19 protein-coding genes are annotated in these 24,585 nt (G+C 61.7%); 9 read left to right on the top strand and 10 right to left on the bottom strand.

Features of this window, described 5'->3' with window-relative positions:
* The first annotated feature begins 201 nt into the window (after positions 1 to 201).
* Both Q4F19_RS09415 and Q4F19_RS09420 read left to right on the top strand, forming a co-directional pair.
* The gene (locus Q4F19_RS09415; protein ID WP_303541854.1) at positions 202 to 981 is read left to right on the top strand and encodes an SDR family oxidoreductase; all 780 of its coding nucleotides are present in this window, start codon (positions 202 to 204) and stop codon (positions 979 to 981) included.
* Positions 982 to 1,107: 126 nt separating this feature from the next.
* The gene (locus tag Q4F19_RS09420) at positions 1,108 to 1,857 is read left to right on the top strand and encodes a TetR/AcrR family transcriptional regulator (protein WP_303541856.1); all 750 of its coding nucleotides are present in this window, start codon (positions 1,108 to 1,110) and stop codon (positions 1,855 to 1,857) included.
* 424 nt (positions 1,858 to 2,281) lie between these two features.
* Here Q4F19_RS09420 and Q4F19_RS09425 read toward each other — a convergent pair whose 3' ends face one another.
* The 3 genes from Q4F19_RS09425 to Q4F19_RS09435 all read right to left on the bottom strand — a co-directional run bounded on the left by Q4F19_RS09425 (position 2,282) and on the right by Q4F19_RS09435 (position 7,082).
* Positions 2,282 to 3,418 carry a TauD/TfdA family dioxygenase gene (locus Q4F19_RS09425; protein WP_341850178.1) on the bottom strand — a complete coding sequence of 379 codons (1,137 nt, stop codon included), beginning with the start codon at positions 3,416 to 3,418 and terminating at the stop codon, positions 2,282 to 2,284.
* Positions 3,372 to 5,639 (bottom strand): TonB-dependent receptor, encoded by a 2,268-nt coding sequence (locus Q4F19_RS09430; RefSeq protein WP_303541860.1) that lies wholly within the window; start codon positions 5,637 to 5,639, stop codon positions 3,372 to 3,374. The genes Q4F19_RS09425 and Q4F19_RS09430 overlap by 47 nt, the downstream gene beginning before the upstream one ends.
* A gap of 219 nt (positions 5,640 to 5,858) precedes the next feature.
* A complete protein-coding gene (locus Q4F19_RS09435) occupies positions 5,859 to 7,082 on the bottom strand; it encodes an MFS transporter (RefSeq protein WP_303541862.1) in 1,224 nt (407 codons plus the stop codon).
* A 189-nt stretch (positions 7,083 to 7,271) separates the two neighbouring features.
* On the opposite strand from Q4F19_RS09435, the gene Q4F19_RS09440 reads away from it, so the two are divergent.
* Positions 7,272 to 8,009, top strand: coding sequence for an SDR family NAD(P)-dependent oxidoreductase (locus tag Q4F19_RS09440; protein ID WP_303541864.1), 738 nt, complete (start codon positions 7,272 to 7,274; stop codon positions 8,007 to 8,009).
* Between the two features lie 904 nt (positions 8,010 to 8,913).
* Here Q4F19_RS09440 and Q4F19_RS09445 read toward each other — a convergent pair.
* On the bottom strand, positions 8,914 to 9,519 hold the full coding sequence (locus tag Q4F19_RS09445; protein WP_303541866.1) for a LuxR C-terminal-related transcriptional regulator: 606 nt from the start codon (positions 9,517 to 9,519) through the stop codon (positions 8,914 to 8,916).
* 871 nt (positions 9,520 to 10,390) lie between these two features.
* Between Q4F19_RS09445 and Q4F19_RS09450 the strand changes: the two genes are divergently transcribed.
* Together Q4F19_RS09450 and Q4F19_RS09455 are read left to right on the top strand one after the other, a co-directional pair.
* Positions 10,391 to 10,636 (top strand): hypothetical protein, encoded by a 246-nt coding sequence (locus Q4F19_RS09450; protein ID WP_303541867.1) that lies wholly within the window; start codon positions 10,391 to 10,393, stop codon positions 10,634 to 10,636.
* A 116-nt stretch (positions 10,637 to 10,752) separates the two neighbouring features.
* Positions 10,753 to 11,199, top strand: a complete 447-nt coding sequence (locus tag Q4F19_RS09455) for a hypothetical protein (RefSeq protein WP_303541869.1) — start codon at positions 10,753 to 10,755, stop codon at positions 11,197 to 11,199.
* 323 nt (positions 11,200 to 11,522) lie between these two features.
* Here Q4F19_RS09455 and Q4F19_RS09460 read toward each other — a convergent pair whose 3' ends face one another.
* Positions 11,523 to 11,987 (bottom strand): Ros/MucR family transcriptional regulator, encoded by a 465-nt coding sequence (locus tag Q4F19_RS09460; RefSeq protein ID WP_303541870.1) that lies wholly within the window; start codon positions 11,985 to 11,987, stop codon positions 11,523 to 11,525.
* A 530-nt stretch (positions 11,988 to 12,517) separates the two neighbouring features.
* Here Q4F19_RS09460 and Q4F19_RS09465 point away from each other — a divergent pair.
* From Q4F19_RS09465 to Q4F19_RS09480, 4 genes are read left to right on the top strand one after another with little or no spacing between them, the layout of a single operon-like run.
* Positions 12,518 to 12,811, top strand: coding sequence for a hypothetical protein (locus Q4F19_RS09465; RefSeq protein WP_303541872.1), 294 nt, complete (start codon positions 12,518 to 12,520; stop codon positions 12,809 to 12,811).
* Between the two features lie 54 nt (positions 12,812 to 12,865).
* Positions 12,866 to 14,128 carry a TolC family protein gene (locus Q4F19_RS09470; protein WP_303541874.1) on the top strand — a complete coding sequence of 421 codons (1,263 nt, stop codon included), beginning with the start codon at positions 12,866 to 12,868 and terminating at the stop codon, positions 14,126 to 14,128.
* A 5-nt stretch (positions 14,129 to 14,133) separates the two neighbouring features.
* Positions 14,134 to 15,279, top strand: a complete 1,146-nt coding sequence (locus tag Q4F19_RS09475; protein WP_303541975.1) for an efflux RND transporter periplasmic adaptor subunit — start codon at positions 14,134 to 14,136, stop codon at positions 15,277 to 15,279.
* Positions 15,280 to 15,283: 4 nt separating this feature from the next.
* A complete protein-coding gene (locus tag Q4F19_RS09480; RefSeq protein WP_303541876.1) occupies positions 15,284 to 18,469 on the top strand; it encodes an efflux RND transporter permease subunit in 3,186 nt (1,061 codons plus the stop codon).
* Between the two features lie 21 nt (positions 18,470 to 18,490).
* On the opposite strand, the gene Q4F19_RS09485 is transcribed toward Q4F19_RS09480, so the two are convergent.
* The 5 genes from Q4F19_RS09485 to Q4F19_RS09505 form a co-directional block, all read right to left on the bottom strand.
* Positions 18,491 to 20,116 carry an alkaline phosphatase D family protein gene (locus tag Q4F19_RS09485; RefSeq protein ID WP_303541878.1) on the bottom strand — a complete coding sequence of 542 codons (1,626 nt, stop codon included), beginning with the start codon at positions 20,114 to 20,116 and terminating at the stop codon, positions 18,491 to 18,493.
* A 21-nt stretch (positions 20,117 to 20,137) separates the two neighbouring features.
* A complete protein-coding gene (locus Q4F19_RS09490; RefSeq protein WP_303541880.1) occupies positions 20,138 to 22,054 on the bottom strand; it encodes a hypothetical protein in 1,917 nt (638 codons plus the stop codon).
* 742 nt (positions 22,055 to 22,796) lie between these two features.
* A complete protein-coding gene (locus Q4F19_RS09495) occupies positions 22,797 to 23,138 on the bottom strand; it encodes a response regulator (protein WP_303541882.1) in 342 nt (113 codons plus the stop codon).
* 280 nt (positions 23,139 to 23,418) lie between these two features.
* Positions 23,419 to 23,646, bottom strand: coding sequence for a GlsB/YeaQ/YmgE family stress response membrane protein (locus Q4F19_RS09500; protein ID WP_303541885.1), 228 nt, complete (start codon positions 23,644 to 23,646; stop codon positions 23,419 to 23,421).
* 408 nt (positions 23,647 to 24,054) lie between these two features.
* Entirely contained in the window at positions 24,055 to 24,480 is a 426-nt protein-coding gene (locus Q4F19_RS09505) for a Pycsar system effector family protein (protein WP_303541886.1), read from the bottom strand.
* Positions 24,481 to 24,585 lie beyond the last annotated feature (105 nt).

Below are 24,585 nucleotides of genomic sequence, written 5' to 3' on the forward strand. Positions count from 1 at the left end.
AATCATGCGGTCTGTCGTCAGCCGATCATGGGGTCCGAAGTATCTGCAAGGCTACGGCGGGCATAGCCGCGCAGGGCCGCTGCGGGCAGTCATCGTCGGCGCGATACGCGCGGCCTTTGGATCGCTTGCTCGCGTCTGCGCCGGGACGCATTGCAAACCCCGACGTGCATTCCGGCACAGATCCGATCAGGGAGAGCAACCGTGAAAATTGACCCGTCTCTGTCAGCTGTCGTCACCGGCGGCGCGTCTGGACTTGGTCTCGCGACGGTCAAGGCGCTGCGCGCGCAAGGCGCCAGCGTCGCGATCTTCGATCTGAACGAGGAAGCCGGCGCTGCCGCCGCCGCCGAAACTGGCGCCTCGTTCGTGCCTTGCGACGTGCTGTCGGACGACAGTGTCGATCGGGCCTTTGCCGCCGCGCGCGCCGTGCAGGGACAGGAGCGCGCGCTCATCTGCTGCGCCGGCGGCGGCAATGCGATCACGACCATCAAGCAGGATCGCGAGACGGGCGCGATCACGATTTTCCCGACCGACAAGTTCGAGCTCGTCGTCCGGCTGAACGTCGTCGGCACCTTCCGCTGCATCACGCGCGGCGCGGCCGGCATGGCGACGCTGGAGCCAATCGCCGGCGAGCGCGGCGCCATCATCAGCACGGCGTCGGCGGCCGCGACTGACGGCCAGATGGGCCAGGCCGCTTATTCCGCCGGCAAGGCCGCGATCGTCGGCATCACGCTGCCCGTAGCGCGCGACCTGTCGCGCTTCGGCATCCGGGTGAACACGATCCAGCCCGGCCTGTTCGCCACGCCGATGATGCTGCGCGCCCCCCAGGCCATGCTCGACAAACTGGGTGCGATGGTCCCGTTCCCGCCGCGCATGGGCGACGCCTCCGAATATGCCAGTCTCGCGCTCGAGCTGCTGCGCAACGGCTATATGAATGGGGAAACGATCCGGCTGGACGGCGCTATCCGCATGCAACCCCGATGAACGGGGCGCTGAGAGGGCAAAGATTGCACCACGCGCTTGCCATCATGCAGCAGGACCGTCATCTTTCTCGACGTGAAGGCGGAAACGCGTAAGGCGAAAAGTCGAATGCGAACGGAGGAATCGGGAGTGCTGAAGAAGACGGCCATTGCACGGCGACAGGCCGAGCCGGCCCCCGCTCCCGGTCCAGCGCGCGGACAAGCCGGACGCCCGACCACGGCCGAGCTTGAACGCCGCAAGGCCAATGTCATGGAAGTGGCGACGCAATTGTTCGTCGCGCAAGGCTATGCCGAGACGTCGCTGGTCGACATCGCAAAGCGCTCGGGAGTGGCGACGCGTACGCTGTATCAGCATTTCGGCGACAAGGAGGCGATCTTCCGCGAGGTCGTCTTCGCCCGTCGCGTCGCAGCCCTGATGCCGCCGTCGGAGCCGGATCGCGATGCGTCGCTGTTCGATGCGCTTCTTGGAGAAACCAAAGAACTGCTTCAATATGTTCTAGATCCTCACTCGGTCGACGTCATGCGCCTGATGGTCGCAGAGAGCCGGCGGTTCCCCGACCTGATGAAGAAAGTCGCCAACGCCACGTTCGCGCGCGTGCTAAACAATATTACTCACGTATTCACCGTCCTCGCCGAGGACGGACAGATCCCCGCCGACGACCATGCGACCTCCGCGCGCCTGTTCGTCGACCTGATCCTCGGCAACACGCCGATCATGGTCTACACACACTGGCACACCATTCGTCCGAGCACGTCCGAACTAGAGCGCAAGATCGAACTGTTCATCGCCGGACGGTTCGGACCGCGGATCGCAAAGGCATCGCGCACTAAGCCCAAGCGCCGCCCGCGGGCACAGGGTGCGGCTCAGGCCAGCACCTGACGCCCAACGCGTCACTGCATTCGAAGCGGGCACCGTCGCGCGGTATCGCGCCCACACGCCTAAGCGCACCTCTGATTCCTATTCCGCTCCGCCGCCCCAAGGCTGCGGAGCGTTCGGCGCAGGCGCACCCGCTCGCCCCCTGTCCGCCGGAAATCGTCTCGCGCACCGCCGTAATCTTATTGACATGCTGCCTATGCATTGCATAATGCTCAGAGCAGGGCTCCTTATCGAACCCGCGGAGACCGCCTCGGCGGGAACCTCACAAGAAGTCGGCCTCCAAGCCGGCTCCTGATGTGGTCTCGGAGCACACAGAGCCTGGAGAGATGATTATGCGGAATTGGATGACTGCCCGCTTCGAGCGCACGGAATCCTGCTCGGACGTTTATGCCGTATTCGTTAGCATCCCGGCGATTGGGTTGCTAATCTACGGTTTTTGGTCGACGGGCTTGCTCTGACAGCTTTGACCCACAGCTTTTCTTCTTTCGACCGCATGTCGGACAGCATCGCGCCTGTCGTCCGCTAGAATAAGAGGCCCGCGAGCAGTCCCTCCGGACTTGCCCTCCACGGGATTCCTTGCGTGTCCAGGGGCGGGTCCGAACCGACTAGGACTTATACCGTCTGTCGCATGAATGCGATCAACCGCATCCGCGCGTTGCGTGATCACAGGCGACGCAACGCGCCGGCAATGTGGCCTCAGCCACAATCGCAGGAGCTCTCGCTCACGCCCTGGCGCGTTTTCAAACGCGGTACGCGTGTGCAGCAGGGTCCAGTTGTGCCAGAAGATCATTTCGCCGGGTTGCAAGCTGAACCATAGGCCGACCCCGGGGCGATGGGCAATCCCGCGCACCGCCGCCAGAGCCTTCACCAGCAGGGCCGGTACCGACTCGTCCTGCTCGGCGGCGGCCCGATCGTTGAACATCGCGCCCAGCCCATGGAAACTGCCGACGTCGTCTGTGACCGAGTAATAGGGCACGAACGTGCGCGCGAGCGCGTCGCGCGGTCGGAAGATTCTGTAGAAGGCCTCCAAGCCATCATACCAGCCGGTGTACAGCGCCTCCAGAAGGTCCGGTCGCTCGACCAGCAAGATGTTGTGGATCGCCAGGCTGGATGCGAGCCCGCTCTCCCCGCCTTTGGTTGCCGTCTCAGGGTAGGCCAACGAGAGTGTTTCGTGAAAGTCGTTGTGGAAGCTCAGCTCCGTGTTGCTGATATATCCCCGGCCGAACGGATTGTCGGCCTCCTGGCGCACCCGGCCGAGCAGATCGCCCCGTTCGCTCTGCGGCGCGGGATGGCCAACGTGTCCCTGTCGATCGCCTCGATCGGCAAGCCGGCCGTGGCCTGTAACAATGCGTCGAATTCGCAGGCGCGCAGGCGACGCTCCAGACCTAATCGGCCGCCGATCCGTTCGGCCTCCAGGCGGCTGGAGAGGCGAACGCAGTCCGATCACGAGGAGATGGCATGCCCGGATGTTTCCCGCGTCGGTTCCGAGAGCGCCGGGGAGTGGCCCCGGCGCTGCGTTAAAACTTGTAGCCTGCGCGAACGCCGTAGGTGACCGGTTCGCCATATTGACGGAACGAACCGAAGGAGCTGCCCGAACTGATCACCAGATATTTGGTGTTCGTGACGTTCTCTGAATAGACGCCCAGCGAGAAATGATTGCTCGCGTCGACCCAGTTGAGCGACAGGTTGAGCATCGCATAGGCCTTCTGGCGGAAACGTTGTTCGTTCTGGAGAGCGGCAGGACCGGTCGGTCCGTACAGCGACGCATTCCCGACGACGAACGAGCTCGTATAAGTCCCGTTTCCGCTTAGCGTGATCTTGCCGCCCGCTAACGGTACCGAATAATCTGCCCCCAAGCTGCCGCTCCACGTTGGCGCCCGCGCCATCTGCTGGCCGTTCCAGTTCTGCCGCTGTCCGGGAACATTGAGGTTGGTCACCGCATTGAGCCCGGTGCCCGTCGCCCCTGCAAAATTTATGTATCGCGCGTGAGTATAGGCGCCGTTTGCGCGGAGATTGAGATCGGGCGCGGGCGTGACCGTTAGCGAGGCTTCGCCGCCATAGCTACGTGCTTTCGGCGCGTTGCCAATCACGTTCACGATCGCGCAGCCTAGGCCCGTGCAAGTCGGATCGGGTACGGTCAGGCCGACCTGCAAGTTACGATAGTCATAGTAGAAGGCGGCAGTATCGAAGCGGATGGTTCGACTGGCCGTCTTGAAGCCGACCTCATAGGCCTTGATTTTTTCGGGGCTGATCGGGATCAGCAATTCCGGCCGCGCCTGCGGCGTTTGCGGCAAGGTGCCGCTGCGAAACCCTTCCGTGAACGAGGCATAGACGTTGGTCCGCGGCGCGATCTCGTAGCGCAGCACGGCGCGCGGCGCCACGCCCGAGAAGGTGGCGTTCGTGCTTCCCGGAAGGATCGGCGATGGCGCCGCGACATGATAGTCAACATGCTTGCGCTCGCGACTATACCGAACTCCGCCCGTCAGGAAGAGTTTTTCGGTCAGATGATAGGTGACGTCCGCATAGGCGGCCACAGCATGGCTGCTGGCATTCGAAAACTGCTCGGGCGAATTGACCCCAAACGAGGATGGGACGAAGCTTGAACTAAGCTTGTCGCGGTAAAAGAGGCCGCCGATGACGATCTCGAAATTCTTGATCGCATCGATATTGTAGTCGGCCTGCTCCTGGAAGGTTTTCTGCCGGCCCGACTGTGACGTGCTCGAAAGCGGCACTTTCGACCCGTCGAAATCGTAGATGATGTAGACCGAGCGATGGGTGTAGCCGGTGTAGGAGGTCAGCGTGCCGATGCCGGTGGCGACTTCGCTCTTGAGCGTGCCTTCGTCGACCTTCACCGTGTTCTTCGGCACAAGGTTCAGCGAAGCGGTGTTACGCTCGGTCGCCCGCCCGGGCAAAGCGTTGATCGAAGATGGCGCGTTTGCATATTGAACATAGACGAGACCACGCCCGTCGAGCAGGTACAGATGGTTATAGCCGAACGTAAGCTTGACGCCGTCGAAAGGGTGCGCCTTCAGCTTGGCGCGAAGCGAAGCGCTTTTGAAGGGCGCGGCGTCGAAGTCCTTCTTTCCTGTGGCATCGATATCCTTGATGTACCCGTCGCTGTTGCGATAGTAGCCGGCAATGCTGAACCCGATATCATCGGCCAACGGACCGGACAGATACGCCTGGGCGCGCTTGTCGTTGAACCGTGCATAAGCGACGTTGAAGTTTCCGGAGAGCTGACTGGACGGATCGAGCGTGTTGACGAGGATGGCGCCGCCCGTCGCGTTGCGGCCATAGAGAGTGCCCTGCGGGCCCTTGAGGATTTGCACGTCGGCAACGTTGACCAGGTCTCCGTTGATACCGAGCGTGTCCGACTGATAGAAACCGTCGATATAAACGGCGACGTTATTCTCGTAGCCGAGACCCGTTGTCAGCGTCGTGACGCCCCGGATCGATGGCTGGGTAAAGGCGCCGCCGCGCGACACCTGGACGCCGGCCGCGATATTGCCGAGATCCTGGAAGCGGGTGACCCCGGAGCGGACGAGGTTCGATCCCGAAACCGCGGTGATCGACAGCGGCACTGCCTCAAGCCGTTCAGAGCGACGCTGCGCCGTGACGATGATGTCGTTGGCGTCGGCGGCACTGACGGCGGCCGGGGGTGTGGCAGGAGCCGCGTCGCCCGCAGCCGGCGCCGTCGGTGGCCTGACCTGGGAAAAGGCCGGAAAGGCCGCCAAAACCGCCGTGCCCGCCAGCAATTGGCGCGCGACATGAAGATGGCGATACATCAAGTTCCTCCCTCGCCGCTTCTTGCGCGCGGCATTGTTATCCGATGGCGCGCGCCAGCCTCGCATCGGCTTGAAGGGCGCACGATCAACGCGGCTGGATTAGTCGAGCATCAGCTCCGCCACAATAGGCAACGCAATGCCTAGTGTGCATTCTATCTCGCCCGCTAATTCGATCTCGGTTGAAACTGGCAGTAAGCCGGCGTCACCAGGCTCTTAGACTCAGTCGCTGGTCTCGGTTGCGCGCCGCGTGGGCGTACCGAGAGAGAGGATCATCGCTCCGGCCATTAGGCTCAACGGTATGGCCGTGATGAGCATCCAGCGATAGGATCCGGTCTGGTCATGCACGTAGCTGGCCAGCAGCGGGCCGACGCCGGTGGCGACGGTGGCGCTGCTCGCAATGATACTGAACAGCAGACCAAAGCTGCGAAGGCCGAAATATCGCGCCGTGAGGAACGTCGCTGCCTCGAGTTCGGCGCCGACCGAAAGGCCGAGAACCAGGATCGCGAGCGTCGAGGCCACGGTGGAGCCGGGTCCGGCCAGCAGGAGCAGAGCCGCTGAGAGCGCCGGCATAGCGAGGCTGGCGCTCGCGACGAACAGCGGATTGGTCCGATCAACGAGATGCCCGGAGATCAGGCGGCCGGCGATTGAGGTTATACCGACAATCGTTGCGAGCATTGCAGCGCGGGCGGACCCGATGCCGGCGTCTGCCAGCATCGGAATGAGCGAGATGACGAACGCCATCTGCACCAAAGCACAGACCGCAGACGCGCAGAGAATGAAGAGATACTGGCGCGAGAACAGTGCGTCGCGCGCGTTAAACCCGGCCAGACGCCCGCCGGAGCCGGCCACCAGGGAGGACCGGCGCGTGTCGTGCGCGCTTCGGAACAGCAGGAGCACCAGCGGAAAGGTGACCCCGCCCCACAGCAGGGCGAGCCATGCATAAGCCGGTCGCCACCCCGCGGAGGCGATGAGGACGGTCGAAGCGAGCGGAACCAGAGCGGAACCGAGGCCGGCGCCACTCAGCGTTATCGCCAGGGCCAGCCCCCTTCCCCTCGTGAACAGGCTCGAGACCGCGGACACCCAGATCGTCGGCTTTACGCCCGCGCTCGTGATACCGATCAGAGTCCAGATTGCCCACCACCCGGCCAAGCTGTGCGCGGTCGAGGCAAGCGCGATCGCGACACAATAGATGACGACGCCGGGGATCGCGAGTTTGCGCGGACCATAACGATCGATGGCGGCTCCGACGCAAGGTCCGAGAATAGCGGCGCACGTGGTCGCGATCGTCAGGCCGAAGCTGATTTCGGAACGCGTCCAGCCGGTGTCCCGCTGGATCGGGCCGAGAAACGCGCCCATCGAATAGACATAGACCGTGGTCAGCGAGAGCCCGATCGTACCTGCAAAGATCGTCGGCCAGTTCTGGCGCCACTCGTTCTTAAGCACGCGCCGTACCTGGCATCATTGTCGAGACGTCCCTTGTTGCAACGCTGATCCTGTCCGGGCCACCGCCCTGCGATCGGCGTCTGCGAGCCATCGCACATGCGCCGTGTCGTTTGGATCCTAGCCCGGTGGCCGATGTGCGGGTAGATGTCGGCGAATGCAATTGGCTCGTAGCATAACCGGGGTGTCACTATGGTTCCTGATCTCGAAGGCCGTAAGATCGTCGTTACAGGTGCCGGCAATGGCATTGGTCTCGCGGCCGCCCGTCGTCTCGTCGCTTTGGGTGCGAGCGTTGCGCTGATTGATCGCGACCGGGCAGCGCTGGATGCCGTCGCGGTCGCGCCCGGAATGGCCAAGATCGTGTGCGACATCAGCGTTGCCGAAGAGGTCGAGCGGGCCGCGAAGGAGGCCGAGAGCGCACTCGGCGGCGTCGATGGGCTGGTGAATGCTGCGGGCGTGCTCGTCCAGGGTTCGCTGGATGAGCTCTCGCTTGATCAATGGGCCAGAAGCCTCAAAGTCAATCTGCTGGGCGCCGTTCTCATGTGCAAATTTCTGGCAGAATCGCTCAAGCGGGCCGGCTTCGCCACAATCGTCAACGTCGCCTCGGTCGGCGCGTTGCGGCCGGCGAAGGGCGTCTCGGCCTATTCCGCGGCGAAGGCCGGATTGCTGATGTTCAGCAAGTGCATGGCGGTCGAACTAGCACCGACCATCCGGGTCAATGCCGTCTGCCCCGGCACGATCGAGACCGCCATGACCCACGGTCTGCTGGCGGACCCTGCGATTCGCGAGCGGTTGGCGGGAGGCAATGCGCTCGGCCGACTGGGTGCCGCGGACGAGATTGCCGACGTGATCGCCTATCTGAGCGGCCCGGCATCGTCTTATGTGAACGGAGCGACCGTGGTGGTCGATGGTGGCTCGACCTGGCTATAGCGGGCTGCGAACACCGCGAAGGCAGGTCGATCGGTCGCGATCGGGGGTTACGCGTGGGCAAGTCAGGCCAGCTCACTGTCGAAGCGGATCCTTCGATGTCGAAGCGCTCACTGGTCGACAATTATTGACCGGCAACAGCCTGGGCGCGGGATTGGTACAACATTAAAAGCGAAATATGATACGATGGGCCATCGTACACCCGACCGCCAACCTCAATGACTCTCTAGAGGCTCTCCATGTTCTTCAGACGGCGGGTCGGACCGCAATCCGATCGACGGACCTGACGCGCCTCGTCCGCGAACGCCTGCAAACGACAGGGCTTCTGCTCAGGGTGATGCGTGGCTGGAAACCCCTGTCGGGAGCTGGCGCGGGCCGCCGCGTAGCGGCTACCCGGGCGACCAAAGGGGTTGCGATGCCGCGCCGTCTCGCCGCAGGTGGCACGGGCACGGCAAAGAAAGCGCCGGAAGCGACATTGATGGCGCGCGGTTCCAGATCCGCACAGGAGTCCGGCGCGGTCATTCCCGGTCCGGGCGCGGCGAATCCAGCTGCGACAGACCGGATGCAAGGGGCAGCTGATCGTCAACGACCAGCATTCGGCCGACTTGTCCCGATCAGCGGCGCCGCGCAGCCGGAAGGCAAGCGATCAGGCGGTGCGAGGCGTGGCCGCAGGGGAGATACTCAGCGGGTGGCGTCGACCCGCTGTCATCGAGCCTCATCCGCGGAGAGGAGAGGCGGATTACGTAATGACCGGCTTCAGCCGGGCACTGTTCTAACGGATTACAATACTGCGATTTCTGATCGCATGGATCACAGCACCCGCAAACCCGTGACTTAGAAGCTTTCAATGGGTAAATAGTGATTATTATCCCGTTCTCGGTGTTACATCGGAGTGCTCGTACACCCGTTATCGAATAGGCGTCTTACCAGCGTGCCGTTGCGCGCCCCAAAGCGCAGCTTGGGTTCGGTTCGTTAATCGAAGCTTCCGCAGTATGGCCTTAACATGTACCTTTACGGTTGCCTCGCTGATATTTAGTCGCCTTGCTATAACCTTGTTGGCGTCGCCCTGCACAAGAAGATTCAGTGTGTCGATTTCGCGTTCGGACAGTTGAGCGCCAGGCCCGACCGGCTGAGGATCTTCGCTGGCACCCCTCTCGACCAGAAAGTCTACCACGTCGCCGGAAAGCACTCGCTCGCCCAGGGCGACAAGGCGTAGCGACGCGGCGAACTGGTCGCGTGTACCGCTGCTCAGTATGAGGCCAGCGATACCGCGCTGATAGGCGATGACAATATCGTCAATTTCGAAATTCGAAGCGGTCAAAACCTGACGCGCTTGCGGGCACGCTGCTGACAACTCTGTGCAGACATCACCGACCACGCTGCTGGGCTCCAGAGCCATCAACACGATGTCGACGTCACGCGCCGGTTGCGCACAAAACTCACAGATTGATGAGGCTGCTAATGGAACCGAGAAATCGCGACTGGCTAGAACTTTGGATATGCCCTCACGCATAACTTCGCTAGCGGCAATCACCCCAACACTCGCTATACTACTCATCACGCCTCCACACTTGGGATTATCGTATCCCTATTGATTACAGGCGGATGTGGCTTGATCCCAAAGGTCGCGTCAAGCATATTGACATTCTGTTACATGCAAAAACGAGGTAGTCCTCATAAACAGGTGAATATGGCGGTGAGCCTGCGATCTCGCGCGACGAACGTCCGCTCTTCTGGCTTGCGAGACTGCAGCGGCCAGAGCGCACACCACGGGCGATCGAGTGTCGCCCTGGTCCGTCCATAAATGGACACAAGGTTATCGCCCGCCTCCCCTCGCCGCCCCAAATAACCCGCGCATGCCGCCTGGACAGCCTGCCGGTAAGGGCTGCGCCCTGTTCGCGAGTTTCATGCGATGGTATCGCCTGTCATGTTACCCGAAATTCTCGGAACACGGACATCTCGCCTTCGTAGCGCCGCACCATTTCCTGCAGCCTCGCAAGCCTCTCGCGGCTCGGTGTAGCCCTGGCCCGCTCCAGAGCGAGCTCCCTAATCGCACGGTCGCGGGCCGCTTCAAGATATTGGCGAAAGTTGCTTCCCATCTGCTGCAGGCTCCAGCGTTCTGGTAGATAACGTCCTCCTCCAGGATTCGGGGCAAAGCTATTAATCTCCAACAGGGACTTCCATACTTGCGACCAAGCCGCACCATCGCAGGATGGTGGCAATCGTTGCCAGAAGAGTTATGCTCCATCTGCCCCTGTCGAGGGCAGGACTCGAGATACGGCTACAGCAAATCCGGGCGTCATGCCTTCTATGTGATCGTGCCGGCGATTTATGAAGACGTATCGGAGCACGCCGAGCACATTGCTCTTGCATAGCCGCGCTGCTTGGCACATCTTGCAGAAGTGAATGCCGAAATGCTCGAGACTATGTTGATTGACATGCTGGTGGGTGCGACCGGTGGGAAGAACGCGAAGTGGAAGCGCGCCGTCGGCATGATAGAGATCTTGCCGATCACATCGCATGTCACATCCAACTGGCGCGTGATCGCGATCGGTACTCCAGATGAAAAGGCCGCGGTTGAGGAAGCCGCCGAAATCGTTCGCGAGCATCATCCTTATGCAGTGGCTTAGCGCGTGCCGCCTCAGACAGGGAACGTTCTACGACCCCCGCCGCGGTCGGCGTAGCTCGTGAACGGTTGTATCCGTCAGACCGGCGCTCCGAAGCCTTCGTACTCTGGAGATAGCTAGTGTTCGATTTGCTGGCGAGGGACCATCAGGAGCTGGTTTCTATAGCTCAAATGGGCGAACAACTCTTGAGCAACGCCAAGAAGTCCGATCCCGACGCATTGTTAGAGAACCGATGGCGATTCGAGCGGTGGGCATCCCGGCACCTTCACACGCTCACCGCCGACGTGCTGCCCACACTTCTCGCCGAGGGACCGAGCGAGCGGGCCGAGAGCATCCGGAATCTCTCTCGTCTGACCGATCTGCTCGTGACGATGTACGTCGAGCACAAAGCTCGTTATTCTCTGCACGATCCTCAGCCCGTTCGCGACAGTTATACCGTGTCGGCGACGTCTTTGCTTAGGCAAATGCAACAATTAGTCGCAGCGGAGCAGCAGATACTTTTCAGTCGATCCAGGGATAGCCGGTTGTCGATGCGTGAGCCGCCTATCAGCACGACAGAAACGTAGCAGGGAGCACCAAGCCGAAGACCGAAGGCTGACGGGGCCTCCCAGGTTAGCGCGCTAGGACCGTCGCTTCATCAAGTGCGACACCTGACGCATACACAAGGCGAGCGATCGGCAAGGTCACCGTCTGAGGCTTTAACAGAGCAATCGCGCTTGCGACCCCAGATTGTCCGACGCCATGATGATCGCGAAGGATTGCTATCCTCCGTCATCATGCCGGCATGCGCGCAAAGTCGTTTAATCAAATTCCGAGTATCGTCTTCGATGTGTGGTGGCTTCTCGGCCACCACACATGCTCCGCTATGCGTGCGAGTCCAGCGCCAGCTTTATGCGTCGGCAAACGCCTTGATCGTTCCAGTACGGCGCTTGGGTGCCGCGGCGGGAACGGCTGCGACCTTTCGGCCCAGACCGATCTTGTGGGCCAGGGCACGGCGCTGTTCGCTGTAGCTCGGCGCCGTCATGGGATAATCGTGCGGCAGATCAAATGCCCTGCGATAGCTCGCCGGCGTGTGCTCGTTATTGGTCAGATGCCGCCGAAGCATCCGATACGGCTTGCCATCGATCATGCTAATGATGTGGTCGGGGTTGGCGAGCGACTTGCGGACGCTCACCGCGGCTTGTGGCGCGCTGGGTTTCGCAGGAGCCGAAGCCTCCGTTCCGAGGCGCGTCAGCGCCTGGTAGATTTCGGCGATAAGCGCGGGCACATCCCGTGCGGCCACCTGATTATTCGCCACATATGCGGTGACAATGTCGCCCGTGAGATCGATAGGATTCGTCTGATCTTCGCTCATCAAAATGATATTCCAAATAGCCAACACGGGCTCCAATAGCGCCGTGGCCCGTCTGCGCAAGGCTAACAATGCGTTAATCGACCAATGTACTGGACTGTACAGTTGAACTGAGCGGAAGTGGCCACCAGAGCCGCAGGCGGAATAGGCCACGACGCTGGCCCGGAGGACGCAGTTTTCCCGGCTGTTCCTGATGGGAGCGGCAGATCGCCACTCCGGCAAGGAGCCACTTCACATCGTTTGTCGATCAGCCGCTGCAGCGCATCCTGGGGTGTCTCGGGAAGAGTCAGCATCTGCATCTAGGGAAGTGCCTGGATTCTATTTGGATGCACCCGGTCTTGATGCCGAAAGCGGCAGACTCGACCCATTTGCAGTCATTCATGGCAGTTCCCGAAAGCGGACACCTGTTCATAGCGATCGGAAGTCACTCGCAGGGGCCGGTTGCCGACCTGCGTCCGCAAGGGTTACGGCACCGACGCCTTGTGGTAGCACACGAAAAGATGCGGTCGCTTCTCGCCATTCTTGCGTGCCTTATGACGGTCCTGACGGCCTCGGGCGCGGCTGCGCGGGCGACGGGGATAGGCTGCGTCGAAACCATCGGTGAGGTGGCCGTGCAGATTGCAGCGGACTGCGACGAGGTGTCGGCAGACGCCGACAAGAACATTCCCCATTGTCACACCGGCTGCCACGGCCAGCACGTCGCAGCGCCGATGCCGTTCCGCGCCATGGTGCCTATTGCCGATCTCGCGCGCGAATATGCCGCCCTCGCCTCCGTCACGTTGACGGCGCGGCGCGTCGACCCCGTTCTCCGACCTCCCCAGGGCTGACGTCGCCGCCGGGCGCGTTCGCGCGCTCGCACCGCATACGTCAGGAGCAATCCCATGCATCGCATATTGGCGGCCGTCCTGGCCGCGAGCGCCTGCGCATCCGCGCTGCAGGCGCAGACCATCCCGCTATCAAAGGCGGACCCCGTGCTGACTCTCGATGGGGCTTTGATGGCGGCGGGCGCGGCGTCTCCCGCGATCGCGGCCGCCCGGTCGGGCGTCAAAGCCGCGCAAGCTCAGCGCTCTGTCGCGGGCGTGCGTCCGAACCCTTCGCTCGACATGATGGCTGAGAATGTTGCCGGCACCGGAATCTACAACGGGCTGCGGTCGACCGAGACGACGCTTGGTCTCTCCATCCCTCTCGAACTCGGCAACAAGCGCGGCGCCCGCGTGGCCGTGGCGAACGCGCAGCTTGACCGCGCCACGCTGAACGCGGCGATGATGCAGGCCGATCTGCGCCTGCGGGTGACGCAAGCCTACAACGATGCGGCAGCGGCCGAGCGCCGGCTCACCAACGCCCGCGAGCAGGTCGGCATCGCCAACGCGGTGCTCCGAGGCGCGAAGGTTCGGGTTTCAGCCGGTCGCGCCTCGCCGCTCGAGGCGCAGCGCGCCGACGTCGCAAGGTTGAACGCGCAGGGTGCTGCCGAGCGTGCCGAGCGCTCCGCCTCGGTCGCGATGGGCAATCTCGTCCGACTGATCGACCGGGACGCGCCGACGCTCGATGTCGCTTGGTTCAACCGGATCGAGATGACGGGCCCAAGCCTGCCGGTGAGCGGACAGGACACGCTCGCCGGGGTGGCAGCCCAAGCTGACCTGACCACGGCCACCGCGCAGGTTCGGCTGGCGCGCAGCCAGCGCGTCCCGACCGTGACCCTCGGTGCTGCCGCCCGCCGGCTGGAGGCGAGCAACGACACGACGGCGGTATTCAGCCTCTCGGTGCCGCTGCCCCTGTTCAATAACGGGCGGGCATCCTTGGATCTCGCGTCTGCCCAGCGCCAGCAAGCCGACGCGCAGCGCCGCATGGCTCTCCTCGATGTCGAGCAGGCGATGGCCTCGGCGAACGCCGAGGCCGAGAACGCCGCTACGACCGCCCGCAACGCCGCCGGGCCGACGCTCGCCGTCGCGCAGGAAGCCGCGCGCATCGCGCGCATTGGATACCGCGAGGGCAAATTCGGGCAGCTCGACCTGCTGGAGGCGGAGCGCACGCTCGCCGACACCCGCGCGGCCGCGATCGACGCGCTCGCCGCCTACCATGACGCAAAGGCCCGGCTGGAACGGCTCACCGCCCCGGTGCCGACCGACGCGAAGGACGCACGATGAAGACGATGACCAGTCGGATGCTCCTATCCGCACTCTTCCCGCTCGCGCTGACCGCGTGCGGAAAGTCCGAGAATAACGCCGACGACATGACCGGCATGGATATGCCCAAGGTAGCCGGGAAGGCGGCTGACAAGGACGCCGTCGTCCTTTCCGCCCAACAAATCACCGACGCCGGGATCGAGTTGGCCTTGCCGAACGTCGGCGGCATCGCCGGCGCTATCGAGCTGCCCGGTGTCGTGCAGGGCGATCCCCAAGGCGTGCAGGTGGTATCCGCCACCATCGGCGGCCGGCTTGTCTCGTTAACCCGCAACCTCGGCCAGACTGTTCGGCAAGGTGATCCGCTGGCGATCATCGAGAGTCGCGAGGCAGCCTCGCTCAAGGCTGAGGTCGAGGCCGCGCGGGCGCGTGCAGATCTGGGACAGTCGAACTTACGGCGTGAGCAGCGCCTGTTCGCTGAGCGCGTATCGCCGGAACAGGATCTGGTGGCAGCGCGGACTGCCGCGACCGAGGCCGGCATCGCGCTCCGCCTCGCCGAGCAGCAGCTTGGTGCCACCGGCGGAGGCGGCGGAGCGATGAACCGGATCGCCATGCGTTCGCCGATCTCGGGCCAGATCATCGCCCGCCCAGCGCTGCTTGGGCAGACGGTCGACACGAACGCCGAACTCTACCGCGTCGCAAATCTGAGACGAGTCACCGTTCAGGTCTCACTTTCACCCGCGGACGCGGGTCGGGTTCGGCCCGGAATGCGGGTCGAGGTGTCGGCGGCAGGGCGCAGGCAGGACGGCCGCGTTACGTTCGTCTCGCCCGTGCTCGACGACAACACGCGGCTGGTGCTGCTGATCGCCACGCTGAACAACACAGGCGGCCTCTGGCGTGTCGGCGAACCGGTCACGGCCGCCATCATGCTGCCGGCGACCGGCGACCGCAGCGTCACCGTTCCATCCACCGCCGTGCAGTCGGTCGAGAAGACGACCGTGGTCTTCGTGCGGACGCGGTCCGGCTTTCGCGCCGTTCCGGTCACGACCGGACGACGCAACGGCGACCAGGTGACCATCACCTCGGGCCTCAACGGCGCCGAACGCGTCGCCACCACCAACTCGTTCACGCTCAAAGCCGAACTCGGCAAGGGCGGCGAAATGGACATGGGGTGAAATCATGATCGCTTGCCTCGTCACCTTCTCGGTGGAGCGCCGCTGGCTGGTCCTGCTGCTCACTGCCCTCGCTGCGCTCGCCGGCGTCTTCGCGCTTCCGCGCTTACCCATCGATGCCGTCCCCGACATCACCAATAATCAGGTGCAGATAAACGTCCTCGCGCCGTCGCTATCGCCCGACCAGATCGAGCGGCAGGTCTCGTTCACGATCGAGACCTCGCTCGCCGGCATCCCCGGGCTAAAGTTCACGCGGTCGCTCAATCGCAACGGCTTCGCGCAGATCACCGCCGTCTTCTCCGACAGGACCGACATCTATTTCGCCAGGGCGCAGGTCGCGGAGCGAATGCGGATGGCGGAAGAACGCCTGCCATCGGGCATCACGCCCGAAATGGGTCCCATCGCCACCGGGCTCGGCGACATCTTCATGTGGACGGTGGAGTTCCGCGAGCTGGACCAAGTCAAGCACCGGGACGGCGAGCCGGGCCTCCAGCGCGATGGCAGCTACATTACGTCCGAGGGCGAGCACCTCGTCAGCGAGGCTGACAAGGCGACCTATCTTCATACCGTCCAGGAATGGATCGTCTCTCCGCAGCTGCGTGGGACCGAAGGCGTCGCAGGCGTGGATTCGCTTGGCGGATACGACCGCGAATACTTGGTTGTGCCCGACATGCAGCGCCTGGCCTCGATGCGGATCACCATCCAAAATCTCGCGACTGCGCTGGAGCGTAACAATACAAGCGTGGGAGCCGGCACGGTCGACCTGAACGGCGCCGGCCTGTTCGTGCGCTCCGACGCTCGCGTTCGCACGGCCGACGAGCTCGCTCGCACCGTCATCGCCACGCGCGATGTCCCGGTCCAGCTGAGCCAAGTCGCCACGGTGCGGGCCGGACAGGGAATCCGCACGGGCTCGGCGTCCGAGAATGGTCGCGAAGTCGTCGTCGGCACCGCCGTCATGCGGATCGGCGAGAACAGTCGTGTCGTGGCCACAGCGGTCGCCGAACGTCTGAAGGTGGTCGGCAAGTCTTTGCCCGCGGATGTGGTAGCCAAGCCCGTCCTCGACCGGACGGTGCTCGTCAATTCGACGATCGCGACCGTCGCGCGCAATCTCGCCGAGGGTGCCGTGCTCGTCATCATCGTGCTGTTCGCGTTGCTCGGCAACTTCCGCGCGGCACTGATTGCGGCGCTGGTAATTCCTATCACCATGCTGCTCACCGCGACGGGCATGCTGCGCGTGGGGATTTCGGCGAACCTAATGAGCCTCGGCGCGCTCGACTTCGGTCTGATCGTCGACGGCGCGGTCATCATCGTCGAAAATGCGCTGCGGCGGCTAGGCGAGCGTCACCACGAGACCGATGCGCCGTTGCCCGTGAAGGAACGGCTCGCCGTCGTGGCGGCTTCGGCTCGCGAGATGATCCGGCCCTCGCTCTACGGTCAGGCTATCATCATCATCGTTTACACACCGCTGCTCACCTTCTCGGGCGTCGAGGGCAAGATGTTCGAGCCGATGGCGCTTACCGTCATCATCGCACTTCTCTTCGCCTTCGTCCTGTCGGTGACATTCGTCCCCGCCGCCATCGGCGCTTTCCTCGTCGGTCGTGTCGAGGAGAAGGAAAGCGGGATCGTGGGCTGGCTGAGGGACCGATACGAACCCGGGCTGGAGGCGGCCATGCGCCGGCCGAGCATCACGATCGGCGGCGCCGTCATCGGCGTGGTGCTCGCAGCACTTGCCTTCACCACGCTCGGGCAGGAATTCCTGCCTCAGCTCGACGAAGGCGACATCCTCGTCCAGGCGTGGCGTCCACCCGGCACGTCGGTCGACCAGAGCCAGCGCATGCAGTTCGCGGTCGAGAAAACGATCAGCCGCGAACCGGAGGTGCGCTACGCCTTCTCGCGCACCGGCACGTCCGAGATCGCGTCGGACCCCATGCCACCCAACGCCACAGACACGTTTGTGATGCTCAAGCCACGCAAGGAGTGGCCCGATCCTAACCTGCCGAAGGCCGAGCTGATCGAGCGGATCCAAAAGAAGATCTCGACGATCCCTGGCAACAGCTACGAGATCACCCAGCCCATTCAGATGCGCTTCAACGAGCTGATCGCCGGTGTGCGCGGCGACATTGCGATCAAGATCTTCGGTGACGACTTTGGCAGCATGAACGCGACAGCGGTCCGCATCGCGGAGGTGATGCGCAAGGTGCGGGGCGCGGTCGACGTGCGTGTAGAGCAAACCGAGGGACTGCCGCTGCTGGACATCAGGCCCAATCGCGACGCCATGGCACGCGTCGGCGTGACCGCCGGCGACGTGCAGGACCTCGTGTCCGCAACCGTCGGCGGCAAGCAGGCCGGCGTGATCTTCGAGGGCGATCGCCGCTTCCCGGTGGTCATCCGTCTGGGACAAGCTTCGCGGTCGGACTTGCAGACCCTCGGTCAGCTGCCGGTGCCGACCGCGAACGGATCGTTCGTGCCGCTTGCGAGTGTCGCCGAAATCGCGATCGGTGACGGGCCGAACCAGATCAGTCGAGAGAACGGCAAGCGGCGCGTCGTCGTCCAGGCGAACGTGCGCGGAAGGGACGTGGCAGGCGTGGTTGCGGACGCCCAGGCCGCCATTGACGCCCGGGTGCAGCTGTCGCCGGGCACCTACCTGCAGTGGGGCGGTCAGTTCGAAAACCTTGCGACCGCGCGCCAACGGCTCGTGATCGTCGTGCCCGTCTGCTTTGCCGTGATCATGCTCCTGCTTTATGGCGCTTTGGGCTCAGTCCGCGATGCGCTGATCGTCTTCACGGGCGTGCCATTGGCACTGGTCGGCGGCGTGCTCGCCCTTTGGCTACGCAGCATGCCGTTCTCAGTATCGGCAGCGGTGGGCTTCATCGCGCTCTCGGGTGTGGCGGTGCTGAACGGGCTGGTGATGGTGTCATCGATCCACGATCTGCTCGATCGCGGTATAGAGCGAACGGAAGCGGCGCGCGCCGGAGCGCTGGCCCGGCTTAGACCGGTCGCGATGACCGCTCTGGTCGCCAGCTTCGGCTTTGTGCCAATGGCGCTTGGCCAGGGCGCCGGCGCTGAGGTTCAGAAGCCACTTGCGACCGTCGTCATCGGGGGCCTGATATCGGCCACCTTGCTCACGCTTTTCGTATTACCCACGCTTTACGCGCGGTTCGGAAGCAAAGACGTCAGGCTGGAGAATGAATAACAAAACGGTTGTTAGCGTCATTCATAAGATTCCCTGTGTATCAATTCCGAATACGGTCGATGACCCGTCATATTCGAGGGCCGCAGAGACGACCGCACCCCTCCCGGTCGGCTGAGCCTGAACTACACCGAAATTATACTTGTTCGTCACCTCCCGCAGAACCGATCGAATTCCCGGCGCGACGCTAAAGTCTTCATCGATGAACACCCCGACGAGAGGCTGTGTCGAGTCAATCTGGCTGATACCTGACGATGTGAGGGACGTGATACCACGCGAGCGCCCGACCTTAAGATTGAAGATGCACCCGATGTGGATGTCACCCGAAACGAAGATCAGACCACGCTCTAACGACGGCTGAGTAATGGACTTACGTGCCGCCACGGCATGGTGGATTAGCGTCGCCTGTTCGCGACGCGCAACGCGGTGCGACCATTGGTCACGAGCTTCGTCTAGATTATTGCGCTGAAACGTCCCCCAATTGGGCTGCACATTGAACTGACTCGATATGCGCGCACTGACGATCGTTTTCGCGATTTCAGCGGCATCATCCGTTCCTGTTGCTTTGGGATGGAAGGTCGCTTGCTCGTCTCCCTTACGGAATGAGTCCACGTCGTCAGTACGTGTGCCTAACAGTTTCTGCGATTGGCCATCCGGGTCTTGCGAGGCAATCGGTGTGGGCGTCACTACAGCCAAAGCTTCCACATCGTCTGGAAGGTTTGCAAACACCTCGTTGATGAACGCCCACTGTCGCGTGCCGAGGATCGGCAGGTCTTTTCTGAACGCGTCACGCTCACCACGGCTGTCGATCATCAGAACAACGAGCCGACCACAGCGGAACACGTACGGCATCGCCTTTCGCACCCCTGGGGAGATCGGTCCGCCCACATAGTTTGGAAGGCTGGGGTCAGTACTGTCTTGCGGACCTGGGTTGCGGCATCCCTGAAAGTGCCAAAAAACGTCTCTCGCATCTTCGAAATACGCGTTCATCTTGTCGTAAAGTGGCCGGCCCCGCGGATAGCGCTCAGCCAACGTCGGACTATCCTGAGCGAGCGATCCGAAACCGTCGCGTATGTCGTGATCGTCCCAGAGCATGTAGATCGGGACGTTGGCAAACGTCGATTTTAGCGGCTCGCGCGACCAGTTGGCCTGATACATTTCAGCCATAACCTTGCGTCGTGTCGAGCTGTCTGAGTCCAGATGTTCCTTGTAAACATTCGGCGGGTCTTCATCTAGGTAGACCTGGTCCCCCATCATTAGCACGAACGATGGTTGAGCTTGCTTCACGTATTCGCTGAACTGCTCCCATGCGCCGTGTGTTTCCGCGCCGTTACAGGACACTGCGCAGAACAGCAGGTTGGTCATGGATGCTTGAGGTGGAAAAGTGCGGAACGAGCCGCGGGCGCCCGGCACAAAGCGTCCCCGCCGCACGATGCGATAATCGTATTTGTGATCAGCTTGCAGCCCGTCAACTCGAGCCAGCGCCGTGCCGAACTCAATTGCGTCGCCCTCTGTCGCTTCGAAAGGAAAGAGGCCGACTTCGTCAACACGAAGCGAGTAGTTTGCGGGATTGTCGTCGACCTGGATCCATACCCTTGTACTCGCATCGTCAGTGTGGCCAACGATCGGTCCCAGCTTTAACTTTCGCACATGAGGTCGAGCCCGCACCGATCACCCCCCCGGTCGCGTGGTCGACGCAACGGCATGTCCGATCGATTTTAGTATATCCGAGCCGCTTTCTGGCGAAATCGCGCCATCGAGCGCGTCAGGTGAAGCTGATACGTCCTTTCGTCCCTGATCGGCTTGGCGTACCTTCTCGGCTTGAGTGTTGTAAGCTTGCACGTTGGTCGTGGACGCCAGCGCTGCGGCAATCGTCGACAGATTTGTGGCGCCTGCGGCCCGAAGCTGCTTTTGCTGTTCTCCCGACAATTTTAGCATCGAAGCCGCGTCATCGAAGGAGACGTTCCGGGGATCGTCAACTGGCAGCTTGCGCCAGACGTCGATCAAGATGGATCTGATCTCTGGGCTGGCCGGATCGAGTGCCACCTCCTCAACCGCGCGGTCGTTTGCGAGAAGTCTGCCTACGGCGCTTTCCAGAGCGTTCCATCGCACTGCTGTAGAGACGCCGAGCGTCCGAGCGGATGCACTACCCATCAACGCCGACGTTTTGGCGCCGCCGATGTCGAATGATCCTTTGTTAACCGGGATTCGGATCAGCGGCGTGACGTTTGCGTCACTGCTATCCACGCTGAGGTTGCCTCCGTCGACCGCTCGTTTGAAACAGGTGTGCAGGAACCGATTGTCACCAACTAAGGCGCCACGCTCGAGCGGGGACCGGGAGACCTCGATCTCATATTCATCCCGGAGGGTATCGAGCCAGACCTCCAGCATGTGCTTGTAATTGGCGCGCGCGCTTCCAGAGACGCCAGCGTTCTTCGTTGGTGAGACAAAGTGGCCAACAACCAGCTGCTCACCCAGTAGAAGGCCCCACAAGGATAAGACCGGCCGCTTCAGCGATCCCACACTAGGTCCGGTCAGATCCAGATTTCCGGCGATGTCAATATCTAAATCGTCGAGCGGCGTTCCCGGCGGAAACGTCCGGTTCAGATAGTTGACCATCCTCGAAAGCTGAATCAGTGATCCCGTAAATCGTTCTTCGAAGGCTAACGGCGAGGGAGAGCTGTCGAGCAAGCAGACTCTGCGCAAGCGCGCATGAACGCAGATATCGGCATCCTTCGGCATCACTACGAGTCCCACGAACTCCTGGATTCCCTCGAGCCCCGATGATCGGCGGGCGAGTAACTGTTGAAACCACACGTTCGGATCGTTCGGGTCGACCGAAAGCTGTTGAAGTGGCTGCGGCGCGACCGAAAAGCGGAGATAGGGAGTGCCCACGAATTTCGCGGACAATAGCGACACGATGTTCTCGACTCGCGTCGTGTGACTGGTCAGTTCGCGACGTTCATCAGAGGCGTTTCGGGATAGGGTGTCGGTGCTTTGCGATACATTTCGCGCGCTCGCCACGTCGGTCGATGAACTGCGAACCGAACCGGACGCGCCGAATATACCCCCCACGATCGGGATCGGGATTGCGAGACCAGCCGATGCGCTGGCACTCGAGGTATTAGAGTGGCTTCGCAGTGTTTCATGCATCTGCGACCCACTCTTGCCGATCGCGATGCCGTCCGACTCTCCTTCATATACCGACGTGCCGAGGACGCCTGTCTGTATATAACTGCGCGAGAGGGGCGCTGCGGTGTGGAAGTAGGGTTGCGCCTCGCCGCCGTCCCCACCCTGTCGTTCGACACTGAGATCTAACAGGAGATGAAAACACGGTATGCCATCACCCAGGTAGGTGGCAGCTATCGTTGAGACACCACGCGGGAAGGCTGCGGGCGAAACCGATGCTACGACCTTAACGTATACCAACTTTTCGTCGGGAAACTGACGGGTAATAGCGGCATCATCGGGCTCAAAGGTAAACAACGACAGAGCCGTCTCGGCTGGTCCCGTCGACAAAAGGGGTTGGGTTGTCGATGCAAACTTCCAGGGAATTTCAACGGGCGGCAGTGTCTCAACGTCAGCCATCGATCTGTCCTTTCACGGCTAAAGCGCAAGGTTAGAAAGTTAGGCTTGGTGCATGGTCACTGCACTTCGTTGCATCCGATTGCCTGAAGGCAAACATAAGAGACGCGAGGGGCTGATCTCAGCGGGCCTAACAATCATTTCTCAGATACTTTATCGACCCAATCGCCGACGCCTGCCGAGGCAAATCGTCGTATCCTGCAGGCAGATTGTTAGACGCCGTGCAGAGCTCAGAGCATACGCCCTTGCCGACTAATTGCAACTTGCCCGACCAACTGAAGACCTCATCGCTTTGCTGTCGCAGCCGCCAGGAGCTACCTTCATGCGCAATAGTTCGTTTCCATAACCGCCGAATCACTGCCGCTAGGCGACACCGGCTGGCAGGTGATCTGCAGAAGCACTTTTGTACCATCGCTGCGAGAGGCGTACCGAACTAACGCATTGATCGCCGCAGTCTCCGAAACCGGCGGCGACCCCCCGTCCCCGCGAGATCGAGCGCTTTTCGACTTCGCGATCGACAGCAAGCTGCGCGGTTGCGCTGTCGGTAAGGTTCGCATCGGTGCCATCGTTACCGGCGGCCATATTCGGGATCGTGGTGCAGAAAAAGATTAACCACCGGTGCAATGCGAGCTCGTGAGCCTCCCCGCAAGACCTTGATCGTTTGGCTCGAACGCCGGGTGGCGCATTGAACAAGCTGGGCAGCGCGGGATCAACAGAAATGGCCGTTGCTGCAGCCTAACCCACCCTACCGGAAGCTTGCGATCGCCATCGAAATATCCGCAACCGTGTACGGTTCTGATATGAATACCGCGCCTGCAGGCATGTCTGTAATCAGTGGCGATACGCCGCCAGACGCGACAATGAAGCGAAGCTGGGGCCAGCGCTCTACGGCCCAAATGCAGAGCGCCAAACCGTCCATCGAGCCCGCCATCTGTATATCGGTAAAGACTACCGTTATCTCGGAATGGGCCTCCAAAATTGAGATCGCATCGTCGGCGTTGAACGCGGCACAAACAGTTAAGCCCAGCTGCGCGATTAATTCCGTCGCCGCCAGCCGTATAAACAGCTCGTCTTCGACAATGAGCACTACCGTTTCGGCATTTGCTATGACATTACCTTCGGACCTGAGCGGGCTCCGCGACAAGCTTGGCCGCCTGTAAAGGGCGATCGGCTGCCTATGCTATGATGTGTTTCAAAAATCCTAAGTCCACATTCTCGCGCGAGCCTTTCGTTGCCAGCGCCCCAATCCTCGGTGAGGACAAGCTGATCCACGTCGTTATTAGCGCGTGATCGTGAACGGTATCAGGCCTTCGCTCGCCGCCATCCCGCGTAGCGTGCCAAGGCGCGTCGGAGCAGATTGACCGTCGTCAAAGCCTCAACCGCCCCGAGCAGGGAGACGAAAAAGAAACGCTGCGAACGATTTCGCTGATGACCTGCGGGCCACCGATAAATGCACCGAAGAAATAGCCAGCGAACACGGCGCCAGAAATCCCCGCGACGCTGTTCATCAGAAGGCCGGACCGATCGTCCCGGCTCACCGTGGTCAAAAACCAACCGGCGATCCAGCCAACTGCAATCGCGATGATGAGACCCATGATCTGACTCGCGTAAGAGAGTGAGGACTGTCCGGGCGGACCCAAGCGACTGCAGCGCAGGTCTTCAGCAGATCATCCGGCGGCCGATCCGGGTGCAAGACAGAGGCTGGACCCAGGCGGGCGTCAGTTGCGGAGTGACATGGCCGATCCAACCGACCGGTCTCAACGGAGCGGCACCGCAGCCGAGCATTCCCAATGTGATGACCGCGGCAAACGGAATAAAAAACACATCCATGACGGGCCTAACGATCCGTAAATCACTTCGGGCGCGCTGCCCAAAAAATTAATACCGGATATCTGTCATTTTTTTTGCCGCTTGATAGCGGTTGCCGACGCGGTGCTCATCTGAATCGTTAAGATCAGGGCCCGTCAGGATTTTCACCACGCGGTGAGGTGAGGACTATAGACTCAGAAGTACCGCTCAATCACAAACGTCAAGAGGCTAGCGCTCATTCCGAGAACGAAGACCCGATAGGCGTAGCTCAGAAGCTTATATTTCTTACGGGCTAACACTTGTCCGTTTTGATAGATATCGATCGCCATTGCATCGAAGATACGTTCATCGCTTTGAAGTAATATTCTCATCTTCGTGAGATACTCATGCTCGCTCAGTGGCGCGTATGCGCCAAAAAATAAGAGATTCAAGCGGCCCGTTTTAGGCGGAGCCGTTGCCGGCATGATCGCCAGCACCGTCAAGATTGCTGCGATGAAGGCAAAGCCGCCGAGCACAAGCAACGGAAGGGGCGGGCCAGCACCGTCCCGACTTTGGCCCACCGTAATCGTAAAAGTCACGAATGTCGCAGCCATCAATATGGAGGCCTTCGTGTCAGCCATCTGGCTCAGCGTAAAATGGGCTGCGTGGCTTGCCCGTAATAGCTCGTGCGCGCGCGCAGCTGGCCTCGGCGTTTGCTCCATTTCACTCATTCGCTTTCATGTCCT

Origin of the sequence: Sphingomonas natans, assembly GCF_030546695.1 — a bacterium.
GTDB lineage: Bacteria > Pseudomonadota > Alphaproteobacteria > Sphingomonadales > Sphingomonadaceae > Sphingomonas_I > Sphingomonas_I natans.

Coding starts and splice junctions, on each gene's coding strand:
- Q4F19_RS09425 (WP_341850178.1), bottom strand. CDS start 3,418: ATGGCGAACCGGTCACCTACGGCGTTCGCGCAGGCTACAAGTTTTAAC.
- Q4F19_RS09430 (WP_303541860.1), bottom strand. CDS start 5,639: ATGTATCGCCATCTTCATGTCGCGCGCCAATTGCTGGCGGGCACGGCG.
- Q4F19_RS09440 (WP_303541864.1), top strand. CDS start 7,272: ATGGTTCCTGATCTCGAAGGCCGTAAGATCGTCGTTACAGGTGCCGGC.
- Q4F19_RS09445 (WP_303541866.1), bottom strand. CDS start 9,519: ATGCGTGAGGGCATATCCAAAGTTCTAGCCAGTCGCGATTTCTCGGTT.
- Q4F19_RS09460 (WP_303541870.1), bottom strand. CDS start 11,987: ATGAGCGAAGATCAGACGAATCCTATCGATCTCACGGGCGACATTGTC.
- Q4F19_RS09465 (WP_303541872.1), top strand. CDS start 12,518: ATGACGGTCCTGACGGCCTCGGGCGCGGCTGCGCGGGCGACGGGGATA.
- Q4F19_RS09470 (WP_303541874.1), top strand. CDS start 12,866: ATGCATCGCATATTGGCGGCCGTCCTGGCCGCGAGCGCCTGCGCATCC.
- Q4F19_RS09475 (WP_303541975.1), top strand. CDS start 14,134: ATGACCAGTCGGATGCTCCTATCCGCACTCTTCCCGCTCGCGCTGACC.
- Q4F19_RS09480 (WP_303541876.1), top strand. CDS start 15,284: ATGATCGCTTGCCTCGTCACCTTCTCGGTGGAGCGCCGCTGGCTGGTC.
- Q4F19_RS09490 (WP_303541880.1), bottom strand. CDS start 22,054: ATGGCTGACGTTGAGACACTGCCGCCCGTTGAAATTCCCTGGAAGTTT.
- Q4F19_RS09500 (WP_303541885.1), bottom strand. CDS start 23,646: ATGGGTCTCATCATCGCGATTGCAGTTGGCTGGATCGCCGGTTGGTTT.
- Q4F19_RS09505 (WP_303541886.1), bottom strand. CDS start 24,480: ATGGCTGACACGAAGGCCTCCATATTGATGGCTGCGACATTCGTGACT.